The organism is Pseudoalteromonas sp. ASV78, from assembly GCF_047806705.1.
Lineage (GTDB): Bacteria > Pseudomonadota > Gammaproteobacteria > Enterobacterales > Alteromonadaceae > Pseudoalteromonas > Pseudoalteromonas prydzensis_A.
This window is the reverse complement of the sequence record NZ_JBLOPA010000001.1, coordinates 1,139,911-1,154,355: the sequence shown is the minus strand read 5'-3', so window position 1 is coordinate 1,154,355 and position 14,445 is coordinate 1,139,911. Positions and strand designations below refer to the sequence as shown.

The following is a 14,445-nucleotide window of genomic DNA, read 5'->3' as shown; positions in this document are numbered from 1 at the left end:
ATTGTATGTTGTTAAAGGTAGTATATGGTCTGTGCAGTGTCATTTTTATTGGCCTATTAACAACTTATACTTGTGAAGTGCGAGCAACAACAACCCCTGATGTATTTATATATACTGAGCAACAGCAAGACATTAATTTGTTCCAAGTTGGTAGGTTACTAGCCGCTAGTAATGATGGTTTTCCGCGCTCTAGTTCGCAGCTCAAAAGCTGGCTTGATGATAAACAGCCACAATCCACTACCACGTATTTCGGTGGCAGTTATTGGTTGGTTGTGGAGCTGGAAAATCAAACTCAGTTAGATGAATTAGTGTTGTTCCCTTACAACACCTTAGTGTCGCGTATCGAAACGCGCGTCTATGATATGACCGATCCTACGATTGCCTTTGCACGCTATCTGAGCGGTGGCGTCGAAAAAAACGAATTTGCTTTTCATTATGGTAATAAAATAACGCTTACCCCCGGCAAACGCTATTTTATGATCACTAAGTATGAAAGCGATTATTTTTATACGCCGCCAAAACTGGTATTAAAACCCTATTCAGACTTCTTTGCGCAGATCACCATCGAGAATATGGTGATGATGTTGTGCTTTGGGGTAGGCATTGCGCTGGGTTTGTATAACTTATTAATTTATTTTGGCGCACGGGATGTGACTCATCTTTATTACGCCTTGTTTACAGCCTGTTGGGTATTTGCTTGGAGCCAGTTTTTTCATATCCCCGATCAAATTTTTGGTTATTACAGCTCTCATTTGCACTGGGTTGGCTTTGTGCTAATACCATTAACGAATATTTTATTTTTCAATAGCCTACTTAAACTCAAAGAAAGCTTTCCGCAGTTATCATACGCATCTTTTATATTGGCTGCTATATCAACCGCAGGGGTGCCTTTTGCGATAATATGGCCAGGTTTTGGGTTTATCTGGGCGACTATAGTCACGGGGGCAACTTTATGCCTAGGTTTGTACATAGGCATACGCAGTTGGATGAGTGGCTTTAAGCCAGCACGTTTTTTTGTATTTGCCTACCTTGCGATGGCTATACCGAACATGGTGGGAAACCTCACTAATTTAGGTGTTTTGCCACAGATCACTATTGATTTATACTTGCTCGGCTTAATAGGAACTGCCCTCGATGCTATGTTATTGGCTTTTGCAGTCGCGAATAAATTTAGTATTTTACACGACGAAAATGTTGAACTGACAAAAAACCTAGAGCAAAAAGTTCAACTACGTACCCAAGAATTACAGCAATTAGCCGAAGAGCTGCGCGATGCCAGTGAAGCGAAAAGCCGATTTTTAGCAAATATGAGCCATGAAATTCGTACCCCCATGACGTCAATTATTGGCTACGCAGATGGCATTATCTTAGGTGATATCAAACCCCATGAACGCAATCATGGTATACGGGTTATTTTACAAAACAGTCGTCATGTGTTGGGCTTAATTAATGACATCTTGGATATGTCAAAAATTGAAGCTAATCGTCTTGAGATTGATTTAGTTGAGACTGACTTATTTGCAACCATAGCCAACATTGAGTCATTACTGGGTAAACAAATACGTGATAAAGGCCTTAAATTTAAAGTTGATTATCAATTCCCATTGCCCGATTGGATAATCTCTGATCCAACGCGATTACGGCAGATATTATTAAATTTAACTGCTAATGCATTAAAGTTTACCACGGTAGGGCATATTCAATTAGTGGTGAGTTGTACTGAAGAGCAGCTGGTGATTAAAGTGAAAGACACCGGCATTGGTATGACAGATGCCGAACAAGCTGATCTATTTACGCCATTTTATCAGGCCGATTCATCGATTTCCCGTCAATATGGTGGTACTGGGCTTGGCTTAAATATTTCAAAAAGTTTAGCTGAAAAACTAGATGGCACTATCACCGTTCATTCTCATGTTGGCAGTGGCAGTGAATTCTGTCTTACTATGGCGTTGTACATGCCAGCGCGAGTGCGCTGGATCACTAGTTTTGAAGAAATATCTGCAAGCACAGCAAAAGAGTTGCCGAGTCAGTGCCAACGAAACTTAGTTGGCGAAGTATTGGTCGCCGAAGATCATCCTGAAAACCGTGAGCTTATTAAGCGTATCTTAGAGCGTATGGGGTTGACGGTTACCGCAGTTGAAAACGGCCAAGATGCAGTGCAAGCGACTTTAGATCATCAATTTGATTTAATATTATTAGATATTCAAATGCCGATAATGGACGGCGAACAAGCGATACATATTATGCAGGCAACGGGTATAACGACACCGATTGTTGCGTTAACGGCTAATACCATGAAGCATGAAATTGATCGCTATTTAAAACAAGGCTTTATTGACCATATCGGTAAACCGATTGATCGCAGTGAGTTTAGTCAAAAAATCGCTAGTTATTTAGATATTGAAATGCATGAAGAAGTGAAGCTCCCAGAGCATGAATTTGCAGCACTCAAGCAAGTATACATTGATGGCTTAAAAGCACAGCGAAGTACACTCACTAAGCAATACGCGGAGGGTGATATTGACGGCTTTTCGCAAAGTGTACATATGTTAAAAGGGACCGCAGGTATGTTCGATTGCGATACTTTATATCAACATGCACTCAAGTTAGATAAAGCATTGAAAGCAGACAGGGTTATTCTCGATAGCCAGTTAGTGTCTAATGTACTCACTGAAATCGACGATATAGTGTGCCACTCAACGCCGTAAAGTGTTATATCACGGCAATAGCGTCATTATTTTATTGTTGAATGGTAAGTATAACGCTCAGAGCCACGACATAGGATCATATCCATGGTTTAATTGTTGTATCAACACTCTATAACAAAAACATGGCAATAGTATGAGTTATCAACATATTGAAATTCCGCCTCAGGGTGAACAAATAACGATTGATAACAAAGGTGTTTGGCATATACCTGAACAACCTATCATCGCTTATATTGATGGCGATGGCGTAGGGCAAGATATTTCCCCATGCATGCGTAACCTCGTAAATCATGCTGTGCAATTATGTTACCAAGGGCAGCGTCAAATTCATTGGATGGAAGTGTTTAATGGTGAAAAAGCGGCGCAGTTGTACGATGGCGATTGGTTTCCTCAAGAGACGATCCATGCCGTTCGGCAATTTAAAATAGCAATAAAAGGGCCGCTAACGACCCCTATCGGTGGTGGTTTTCGCTCACTCAATGTTGCTTTGCGCCATGAAATGGATTTATTCGTTAATATGCGCCCTATCAAGGGCTACAGTGCATTGCCTTCGCCATTAAAGCACCCTGAAAATACCAATATCGTGGTTATTCGTGATAGCTCAGAAGATGTCTACTCAGGTATTGAATGGCAAGCGGGCAGTGTGGAAGCTGAAAAAATGCTGGATTTTTTATGCCAAGAGATGGGAGTAACTCGGCTGCGATTCGATCAGCAATGTGGAATTGGCATTAAAAATATCTCTAAAGAAGGCTCAGAGCGGTTAGTACGTTATGCGCTGCATTATGCCATGGCGCAAAATAGCAGCTCAGTCACCTTAGTCCATAAAGGCAATGTACTTAAATTCACAGATGGTGCATTTAAGCGTTGGGGATTTGCTTTGGCGGAACGAGAATTTGCAGCGCAAGCACATAGTAATGGACGCTGGTTAGAGATCCCCCGCGAAGGACAAGCGCCGCTTATTATCAAAGAAGTGATTGCCGATAATATGCTGCAGCAAGCGTTAATGACCCCAGAGCAATTTGATGTAGTCGTAACCACAAATCAAAATGGTGATTATTTGGCGGATATGTTGACCGCACAAGTAGGCGGCATTGGCATTATGCCAGCGGCTAATTTGAATAACGAAGTGGCTTTTTTTGAACCCACGCATGGCACATTTGCGCGGATAGCGGGGCAAAATAGTGCTAACCCCACAAGCAGTATTTTAAGTGCGGTGATGATGCTGCGTTTTATGGATTGGCATGAAGCTGCACAGGCGATTGAAAATGCATTAGCGCAGACATTAAATACGGGTGAAGTGACATTTGATTTACAGGAGCAACAGCAAAACTCGACTATCCTCAGTTGCAGTGATTTCACACAAAGGATAATCGAGCGTTTAAGCAATTCATGATTTACGCTGCGTTGGCGCTTTTAAGCGCTGCACGATACGTACAAGGTCGGTTAGTCAGTGCTGCAGCACGTTGATAAATTGCCTTTGCGCCATGTTCATCGCTTGGTGTTCCGCTTAAAGTATCCATTAAAGCAACCACAATAATTGCTGGAACCTGACAGCAATATTCATCTAATACGGCGGTTGTGGTTTGCGCATCAACATGGCAATGCGGATGATTTTGTTCAACTTGATAAGCATGCAGTAACGTTTGAACATCTAAACTATCATTTTCAAGGTGTTTGTTTTTACGGCATTGACAGCCAAACTCATCTACTAGTGTTGCTAATGCTTGATAAACATCAGCACAATCAAGGGTAACTTGCTGACAAAGTTGTTGTTCAATGAAGGCGTGTAAATGACCGTCGATGAATAATCCGTCTTGTTGGGTAAAGCTTGCTGTAGTTTGCATCATAATGTTGTCTCTTAGTTGTTGTGTAACTCATTGGGTATGAGTTCACTTTAGTGCTAAGTTCACTATTTATGAAATTATTGTTTTCAATAACTGATATTGATTTAATCAATAACAAGTTGAGCGCTGAATTAAGGCTAATAGCCAAGCTGCTGTGAAACGTTGCATTCTGCATCTTAAACTGACGAAAGGGGGGAGTTGTAGCAACACGCCAGTCAGTATTTACGAACTGGCATGATGACAATGAACGACGTGTTAAATAATAAACGAAAGAATTAGCTTATTTTGTTTGCGCGTCTAATGATTGACCATTCACATCTTTTGAATCATCACTCATTAAGTATAAATAAGTTGCCATTAAGTCTTCAGGACAGGCTAGTTTGTCACGATCTTCACCAGGGTAGACACTGGCGCGCATTGCCGTATGGGTTGCACCTGGGTTGATACAATTAATGCGAATATTGGTTTTACCGACTTCACACGCCCATGTTTGCATCATGCCTTCAACGGCAAACTTTGAAATGGCATACGCGCCCCAAAATTCACGACCTTGGCGGCCAACGCCAGAAGAAGTAAAGATAATTGACGCAGCAGGCGATTTACGCAAAACAGGAAACATGTATTTTGTGATCATCGCTTGAGCGGTAACATTCACTTTGATGATGTTATCAAACGTTGAAGAACAAAAATGTTCAAGTGGACCTAATGAACCAATAATACCTGCGTTATTAAGTAAACCATCAAGCTTACCGAATTGTTGTTCGATAGTAGCGCCTAAATCACGGAAATTTTGTTTACTTGCGCCTTTTAAATCCATCGGCACTATTGCCGGTTTTGGACCGCCAGATGCCACTATTTCATCATAAACCGCCTCGAGCTTGCTGGTGGTTTTACCTAATAAAATAACCGTTGCGCCATGTTTTGCATAGGTTATTGCCGCTACGCGGCCAATACCATCACCGGCACCAGTTACTAAGATCACTTTGTCTTGTAGGGCATTATCAGCCGCTTTATAGGTTTGCATAATAAAGGTCCAAAAAATCAATTTGGTTGATTTTAACATAGCAAAACACCAAGTTATCGAATTTATTGCAAAATAAGGTGGCGAAATTTGAAACTTTACGTTAACTTTAACTGGTCTAATGTCTTATTAATAACCTAATTACATTATTTTAACTAAATATTACGCGAAAACTTAAAAGAATTAGTAACAAAATTAGCTACACTTATTTATCAACACACATAAAAAAAAGATTACGTGCGGAGCAAACAATATGAAAAAAATGCTACTCTCACTTGCAATTACAGCTGCTCTAGCTGGTTGCGGCGGCGGTGAAACGTTAGAAGATGTTAAAAATGATACACCACCAGTTATTCCATCAGCTACAGTGAAGTTTGATCCCGCAAATGGGGTTATTTCAGTACCAAATGACTTATTAATGAGTGGTACAAAAGATGGCACTATTAATATCCCCGGTGAGTTGGGTGCTAATGGCGTATCAGTGCCAAGAAGTGCCTATGCTAACCCGTCACTGGCACTAGGTGCACTTGATGGCTGGTCTAGCCAAGTTCCTTATAAAGTAGATCTTACCTTTCCTGCGAATGTTAGCCTTGATGAAAGTTCGGCTGGTGCGCCGGGATCTGTGCGTATTTTTGAAGTTGTTATGGGCGCGAGTTTAACAGATGCAGATTGCGCAGCGGTACCTGCTGGAGCTGGATGTAAATTATTAGGTGAATTAACCTTTGGCGTTGATTTCATCACTAAAGCAAGTGGCAATGCGGTTGCTATTATTCCATTAAAACCGTTTAAAGCTGGCAGCTCTTATATTAATGTGCTGACGACTGAACTTAAAGACTCATTAGGGCGTTCTATCGAGCCTTCATCAACTTATGGTTTGGTTAGTGAGGAGACGCCACTGATCACCGAGAGCCAGTTAGCGCTGCAAGGCGTGGTAAACAGTTATGAAAATGTGGTCACCTCAGGTGGCACTATTAGTAAAGATGATATTATTTTTAGTGGGGCGATGACTATTCAGTCTGTTGGCCCGGTACTTGGTACTATTAAAAAGTTACTAGCAGCGAGCTTGCAAAACCCAGTCTTGCCAACACCAATGGTTCAAATCCCAGAACAATCAATGCTAACGGTTGAGCAAGTCTTTGCTTCACAAGGTGTTACTGGACTTTCGCCAGCATTTGCAGGTGTTCAATATCAAAAAGGTAGTGTGACACTGCCTATGTATTTATCTCAACCTGAAGGGAAAGAAATTGCAAACTTGGCTGATACATATTGGCAAGGCATGTGTTCAAGCCCTGTTGCCGTTCTTAATCAGCAAGCAGCTGATCAAGCGCTGCGCGAAGCAGGAAAAGAAGATGAAATTGATCCTACCATGTTTGATGTTGGTCCATATGAGCCGCTTTGCCAAGGTTTAAGTGAGGGGAGATTACATGATTACCCGAAAATTGATATTACTCGTCACTTAACAAAATACAATCCGATCCCTAAAGTGCAAAGCCAGCAAGAAGTGCCTGTTCAGATAACAAAACCTATTTTGCCTGTAATAAATTTTATCAGAACACAAAGTCTTGGTATGTCGGCACTTGAAATGCCTGCGGGTGGTTGGCCTGTTGTTATTATGCAACACGGTATTACTTCTAAAAAAGAAGATATGTTGGCATTAACGGCTAGTTTAGCGATTCAAGGCTTTGCAACGGCCTCAATAGACCATCCAGTGCATGGTGAACGTGGTATAGACGTGGATGACGATGGTAATGATGATTTTAATGCATCAACAGGTTCTGTTCTGGCGTATATGAACTTGCAATCATTACTAGTAGCACGTGACAATTTAAGACAGTCTGCAGCTGATTTACTTGCTTTACGTCTAGGTCTAAACTTTACAAACGATACATCACTTAACACTTCTGATGTAGTGTTTATTGGCCATTCACTAGGTTCGGTAGTTGCTCCCGCTTTTGTTACTCAAGCTAACACACCTTTAGATAGCCAAGTTGATGGTTTGTTCAAAGTCAATAGTGTCGCACTTGCTAGCGGTGGTGGTGGGATAGCCAGCTTCTTATTAGAATCAGCGAGTTTTGGCCCATTTGTGCAAGGCTCTGTATTATTAGCCGCAGGCACTGCTGAATCAGCTGAGTTTGCAACCTTCCTTGAAACGGATGCTGTATCTAACTGTGGTGCTGTTATTGCTGATCAACAAGCTTATGTAAGCTGTGCTTACCCTGAATATATTGCTTCTTTGACCGTCGCTGACGAAAACGCCAAAATAGCCAATATTCAAGGTGTAATGACGCAATTTTCATTTGCGGCACAGACGGCACTTGATAGTGGCGATCCAACAAATTATGCCGCAGCGGTTCAAGCGCTTGGTACGCCAGTGTATATGAATGTGGTGGTTGGCGATGGTGAAGGGAATAAACCAGATCAGGTTATTCCGCCGACAACAGTGAATAATCCACTTGCTGGTTCACTTCCTTTAGCTAATTTAATGGGTTTAACGACTGTAACGCAATCGCAAGCACCAACGGATGAAGGGATGAGCTATTTAGTGAAATTTACTAAAGGGCATCATAGTTCGGTACTTACACCGGCAGCAAATGCAGCTGCTGGGGCTACGGCACAAGGCAGTGCTGCAGCGACAACTGAAATGCAATTGCAAATTGCCACTTACTTGGTAACCCGAGGTCGTGCGTTATCTATTCAAAATACCGAGATTGTCACTGATTAACTTTCTAGCGTATTAAGATAAATGAAAAGCCACTGAGAAGTGGCTTTTTTTTGTTTGAATGGTAAATTAGGTGAAATTTTTATTTGGAGAATACGATTGGAATTTTTATATGAGTACGGGCTGTTTTTTGCCAAAACGTTAACATTTGTAATTGCTGTGGCAGCGATCGTCGCCATAATTGTTGCAGCTGCGGTGAAGCCTAAAAGTAAAAAAGGTGAAATTGAGATTGATGATATATCAGAGCAACTCGATGATTTAAAAAATAACTTTATTGAAAGTACCTTATCAAAAAAAGCCTTAAAAGCGCACCATAAAGCACAAAAAAATGAGGCTAAAAAAGCGCATGAAGCAGATAGCAAACCACGTTTATATGTACTTGATTTTAATGGCAGCATGGATGCCCACGAAGTAGACTGCTTGCGCGAAGAAATTACCGCGATCGTATCAATTGCTGACTCTAAGCAAGACAAAGTACTGGTTAGATTAGAAAGTGGTGGCGGTGTAGTGCATGGTTATGGCTTAGCTGCATCACAGCTGCAACGCTTGAAAGATAAAGGTATTCACCTTACTGTTGCGATTGATAAAGTGGCAGCCAGTGGTGGCTATATGATGGCCTGTGTGGCCGATGAAATAGTTGCCGCACCGTTTGCTATTGTTGGCTCAATTGGTGTGATAGCGCAAATTCCAAACTTTAATAAAATTCTCAAGAAAAATGATGTTGATTTTGAACAGATCACGGCGGGAGAGTTTAAACGCACGTTAACGTTATTTGGTGAAAATACCGATAAAGCCCGAGAAAAATTTAAAGATGAAATAGAACAAACCCATGATTTATTCAAACAGTTTGTCAGCAGCCAACGTCCTAGCCTAGATATTAATTTAGTTGCAACAGGCGAGCATTGGTTTGCAACTCAAGCAATTGATAAAGGGTTAGTTGATAAAATTCAAACCAGTGATGACACATTACTAAATCATCAAGATGAGCGACAAATTTATAAAGTGCAATATAAAGTTAAAAAGAGCCTCAGTGACAAGTTTGCTATTGGCTTGAGTAACACAGTTAATAAAACGGGTATATCGTTAGTTTCCCGTTTTAAAGGCTTAAACCCATAAAGGTTAAAGTTATTAAATGAAAAAACCCGCAAATTTGCGGGTTTTTTTCATTTATACACGCACAACATTAGTCAGTTGATTTATGATAGTCCTCTAAATCTTTAGCAGCGTCAGGGTCGTTAAATACGTCTTCATCCAATTCACCTTCAGATTTAGCCACCACACAGGTCACCATACAATCGCCCGTAACATTGACCGCCGTGCGAGTCATATCAAGTAATCTGTCAACGCCAATAATGATGGCAATCCCTTCAACAGGCAAACCAACTTGATTAAGAACCATGGCAAGCATGATCAAGCCTACGCCTGGCACACCTGCGGTGCCGACAGAGGCGAGCGTGGCAGTTAGAATGACCATTAAGTAATCTGAAATGGTTAGATCAACACTGAACACTTGAGCGATAAACACCGTTGCAACACCTTGCATAATTGCCGTGCCGTCCATATTAATGGTTGCACCTAGGGGTATTGTAAATGAAGCGACTGAGTTCTTTGCGCCTAACTTTTTCGTGGCTGTTTCTAATGTGATAGGCATTGTTGCACTTGAACTGGAAGTACTAAAGGCAAATAGACACGCGTGTTTCATTTTCTTCAAGAAGATAATTGGATTTAAACCGGTTAAAAACTTTAATAATAACGTGTAATTTACCAGCGCATGGATAAACAAGGCCGCCACTACAACACCAAAGTATTTGGCTAAGCTGACGATTAAGTTCAGCTCAATGGTGGTAAATAGTTTCGCCATTAAACAGAACACCCCATAAGGTGCTACGTTCATTAATAGGGTAACTAATTTTAAGATAACGGTATTTAAATCTTCAAAAACGGCTGCGACTCGTTTGCCTGCGCTGCCACTGAGTGCCATAGCAATACCAAACAGTAATGCAAACACAATAACCTGTAACATGTTACCACTGGCCATCGCATCAATTGGATTGGTTGGAAACATACCAATGATAACTTGCGCAAGGGTTGGTGCTTCTTTTGCGCTATAAGTAGCGTCAGAAGGTAAATTAATGCCTTCACCGGGATTAACTAATAATGCCAAGGTAATTGCAACTGTAATCGCAATAGCAGTAGTAATAAGGTATAGCCCGATTGATTTACCGCCCAAACGGCCTAGTTTTTTCGGGTCACTTAAACTACAAGTACCGCAAACAAGCGATACAAATACCAGTGGCACAACCAACATTTTCAAACTGGCGATAAATATTTGTCCACCAATATGAAATAAACCATCAACAAAAAAGCTCTTAATTGGCAAAGAGAATAATCCAAGTGGGATTAGATAATCGTCTTCGCCAGCTAATATTGCTTGGAAAATAAAACCTACAGCAACCCCCAAAAACATACCTATCATGATGCGGGTGGTTAAACTCATTGAACGGATTTTTGACATAGTAACAATCTATTTTTTATAAATTTGCCATAGCCTACCAGCATGTAGATTTTTATACAGAAAAAAATGATAAATATGAAAAAAAATATCGCTCAAAAAAAACCATAAAAAAGTAATAAAAGTTGTGATTTTAAAGCTTGATATAGGTTAATATTGGGTAAATTTTATATTTAAATAATTAATAACAAACGCTAGGGAGAGGGCAATGCCTTTAATGCGATGGCTCAGTGTCGTAATGTTAAGTTTTTTGATCACGGCGTGTGGTGGCGGTGGATCACTTGAAAAGGATGGTGGAACAATTGGCGGTGATGGAACTGCTGTATACACAATTACTGTTCAAGGTTTTTCCATGAGCAGTGGTGAGCAAGTGAATGCAGTAGCAAATGAAGCACCATTAGAGCTTGTATCACAGGTGATGAAAAATGGTGCTGCTGTGTCTAATCAGCGAGTGAATTTTACATTAGCTGATAGCATTGGTTCACTGAATCCAACTTCTGGTTCTGCATTGACAGACAGTACTGGTACGGCACGTATTCAGCTTCTTGCTGGTACCACTGAAGGGGCTGGTCAAGTCACGGCAATTTTTACAGATGGCGAACAATCCTATTCAGCTACGTTTGCGTTTACATCCGCAGGTGACGGTGGTGATTCCGGGGGCGATGGGACTTTCGCCCTTGCCTTACAAATTGTTGATCAATCCGGTTCTGCGTTTACTGAGGAAAGCCCGGTAAGTAAAAATAACAAAGGAGTTGTAACTGCAACTCTTACAGAAAGTGGATCTCCACTAGCAGGGCAACTGATCAGTTTTACATCTAACTTTACAGGTAAGATCACTCCCGAGTTAGGTACGGCGTTAACGAATGAAAATGGTATTGCTAAAGTAACACTTAGTAGTGGTTTATTAAAAGGTGCCGGTCTAGTTGTTGCTACTTATGAACCAGAAAACAGTAATTCAGTCACACAAACAATTGGCTTCATATCAAGCGGTGATGATGCGTCTGTTGCTACTGCAGTTGCAAATGTTGATGTGAAACTTTTGCAAGGTTGTGTTGATGGCTGGGATGCTAACCGCAACACAGTTTCATTGGAATCGACTTACCTTACGTCAGGTTGTACAGAGGTGAATCAGTTTTCTTCTGAAGAGCTAATCGATGTATTAGTAAAAGTAACAGATACAAGTTCAGGTGATGGTTTTGCTGGTATTATTAGTGAAACAACAACAGATCTTGGTAAGTTGTTACCTGAATCAGGTAAAGCATTGACTGATAACTTTGGTTTTGCGTTGTTGAAATTGCAGCCTGGTGCTAACAGTGGGGCTGGTGAGATTACAGCGACAGCAAAATCGGCATCTAATCAAAAAGCATTTGAAATTGCGACAGCAGACCTTAGCGTTACTATCACTAATGGCTTGTATAATAAACTTGATGCTAATGGCAACGTTATCGCGGATGAGTTTATCCCTCTCGCTGCAGGTGCGACGACCGTAATTACAGTTAAAATATTCGATTCAGAAGGTAATTTGGTTGTTTCTAATCTCGATGTAGAATTTACCTCTGGGTGTGTTCAGAATGAGTTATCGGTCATGGACACTAGTACGACTAGTATCAGTGGCGTGGCAACAACTACGTACCGTACAAATGGTTGTAGTGCAGCTCAAGGAGATACTATTACAGCGACAGTGTTAACTGGCGGAGCACCCGTTGTGAAAACAGTTAATATCCCAGTATCAACTGCTGCAATTGAATCTATCGAATTTGTTGGTGCTACTGAATCTGTGATTGCGCTAAAAAGTACCGGTGGCCAGTCGCGCTCAGAAACGTCTGAAATTACATTTAAACTAAAAGACAAAATTGGCAAAGTAGTGGCAAGTAAACGGATGGATTTTCGTTTAAGTGCGACAAATGGTGGTATTAGTTTATCCCATGACCGTGTTTTCACAGATGCAGAAGGTTTAGCTCGAGTACAAATTAACGCGGGTTATGTCCCTGCGGCTGTCCGTGTGCAAGCATGCTTTATCCCAGAAGAACAAATACCAGAAAACCAAACGGACGATGTCACCTGCTGGCAAGATGTTTACCTTGAATGCCAAAAAGATCCAGCAGTACGTGATCAAACTGTTTCATGTCCTCAAGGTGAGATGTTGCTAGTTGGTTTAGACGAGCAAGTTATTACAGTATCTGATTTAGTGTCTATTAGTTCAGGCCTGCCAGATGGCAACAGTTTTACAGCCGGTGCAGAAATAATAAATATTGAAGCACTTGATTATATTGGTGATATAAACAATATTTCCGTGTATCTAGCTGATCACTTTAATAACCCTGTTCCTGATGGTACTGCTGTCTATTTAACAACGGAAGGTGGCGCTGTTGGTACTCTTGATGGTGAAGCATTTAACCCGCAATTAGAATGTCGTACCGTTGATGGTGAATGTAATGCGCAGTGGCGTAGTCAAAATCCAAAACCATTTACAGAAGCAAAGTGGGGCAATCAAATTAGTTCGATAAACCCAAAAACTAATGCAATAAATTGCGACTTGTATATGGGGAATCTTCCCGCTCCTTGTTTAGCAGGGATCTTAAATAATAGAGTAAGCCCACTTGGTGTGCCATTAGGTGGCCGTGTAACTGTACTAGCTACAGCGAAAGGGCAAGAGTCGTTTATTGATATAAATGGTAATGGTCGATTCGACACTAATGAATACTATAGCGGCTATGATTTACCGGAAGCGTTTGTCGATCATAACGAAAATGGTACTTATGATGGCTTGGCTGCGATTTATGATCCTGTCACCGCACAAACAGTTAAAGATGCTAGTTTTTGTAATGAAGGTGATGCGAACGATCCATGTAGCCCTGCAAATACTAATGGGGCGCATTTTGAGGAAAGCTTTGATATCGATCTCAATGAAATGCATACATTAGCTGATGGTAAGTACAATGGACTATTGTGTACAGAAGCCGCAACATCACCAGCAGCCGATGCAACATTTGCAAGTTTATGTAGTAAAGATTTAATTGATGTGCGTGATTCGTTTGTGATTGTTATGTCGGGTAGTGCAGTCTATAGCCGTTTCGTTGTTGCAAAAGCAGAGTTAGAAAGTCAATTCGCTAGTTCATTAAATGAATTTGAGGTTGATGGAACAGGTGCACCAATTTTAGATGGAAATGGTAACACCATACTGACAGCTAATGCTGTTCAGTTGGCATTGGACATTCAAAGTTGTAGCTCGATTTATGAAGAGGCAGGTAATACTACTACAGATTTAGTCGTTGCATTAGAGCTTACAGATAACACTGCATACTGTGACTTAGGTACCATAGACCTAACCCCATCAGCAGATGGCGGTAATGAGCTAGCGGCATTATCTTTTGCACTGTATTATTCGGATCGGTATAACAACCCAATCCCATCAGGCACGGCTATTTCAATTAGCACAGATAATGGTAAATACAGTGGTATTGATGGATTTACCATGCTAGAAAGTGCAGCAACAGCAGCACATTCAATTCCACTTTCGATCAGCCGTGAGGCTGAACCAAATAAAAGTGAAAGCGGCTTTTTATCTGTAAGTTTCATAACTCCTAAAGAAGTAGAAACGGTCGCACAACTTGCGATTAGAGACGCTGGTTAATTTTATC

At 41.0% G+C, this 14,445-nt stretch carries 8 protein-coding genes; 5 read left to right on the top strand and 3 right to left on the bottom strand.

Annotation, left to right across the window (positions count from 1 at the left end):
* The first annotated feature begins 5 nt into the window (after positions 1–5).
* Both ACMVDV_RS05235 and icd read left to right on the top strand, forming a co-directional pair.
* Entirely contained in the window at positions 6–2,708 is a 2,703-nt protein-coding gene (locus ACMVDV_RS05235) for a 7TM diverse intracellular signaling domain-containing protein (RefSeq protein ID WP_416157430.1), read from the top strand.
* Positions 2,709–2,841: 133 nt separating this feature from the next.
* Complete coding sequence (gene icd / locus ACMVDV_RS05230; RefSeq protein ID WP_416157429.1) at positions 2,842–4,101, top strand: NADP-dependent isocitrate dehydrogenase; 1,260 nt, start codon at positions 2,842–2,844, stop codon at positions 4,099–4,101.
* A gap of 1 nt (position 4,102) precedes the next feature.
* On the opposite strand, the gene ACMVDV_RS05225 is transcribed toward icd, so the two are convergent.
* Both ACMVDV_RS05225 and ACMVDV_RS05220 read right to left on the bottom strand, forming a co-directional pair.
* Positions 4,103–4,552: a hypothetical protein gene (locus ACMVDV_RS05225; RefSeq protein WP_416159053.1), complete on the bottom strand. Its 450-nt coding sequence runs from the start codon at positions 4,550–4,552 to the stop codon at positions 4,103–4,105.
* 280 nt (positions 4,553–4,832) lie between these two features.
* On the bottom strand, positions 4,833–5,576 hold the full coding sequence (locus tag ACMVDV_RS05220; protein WP_304185462.1) for a YciK family oxidoreductase: 744 nt from the start codon (positions 5,574–5,576) through the stop codon (positions 4,833–4,835).
* 250 nt (positions 5,577–5,826) lie between these two features.
* Here ACMVDV_RS05220 and ACMVDV_RS05215 point away from each other — a divergent pair, with 250 nt between their 5' ends.
* Complete coding sequence (locus ACMVDV_RS05215; RefSeq protein ID WP_416157428.1) at positions 5,827–8,295, top strand: VolA/Pla-1 family phospholipase; 2,469 nt, start codon at positions 5,827–5,829, stop codon at positions 8,293–8,295.
* A gap of 96 nt (positions 8,296–8,391) precedes the next feature.
* Positions 8,392–9,408, top strand: a complete 1,017-nt coding sequence (gene sohB, locus ACMVDV_RS05210; RefSeq protein WP_416157427.1) for a protease SohB — start codon at positions 8,392–8,394, stop codon at positions 9,406–9,408.
* Between the two features lie 67 nt (positions 9,409–9,475).
* Here sohB and ACMVDV_RS05205 read toward each other — a convergent pair whose 3' ends face one another.
* The gene (locus ACMVDV_RS05205) at positions 9,476–10,807 is read right to left on the bottom strand and encodes a dicarboxylate/amino acid:cation symporter (RefSeq protein ID WP_304185458.1); all 1,332 of its coding nucleotides are present in this window, start codon (positions 10,805–10,807) and stop codon (positions 9,476–9,478) included.
* A gap of 205 nt (positions 10,808–11,012) precedes the next feature.
* Here ACMVDV_RS05205 and ACMVDV_RS05200 point away from each other — a divergent pair, with 205 nt between their 5' ends.
* A complete protein-coding gene (locus tag ACMVDV_RS05200; protein ID WP_416157426.1) occupies positions 11,013–14,438 on the top strand; it encodes a hypothetical protein in 3,426 nt (1,141 codons plus the stop codon).
* Positions 14,439–14,445 lie beyond the last annotated feature (7 nt).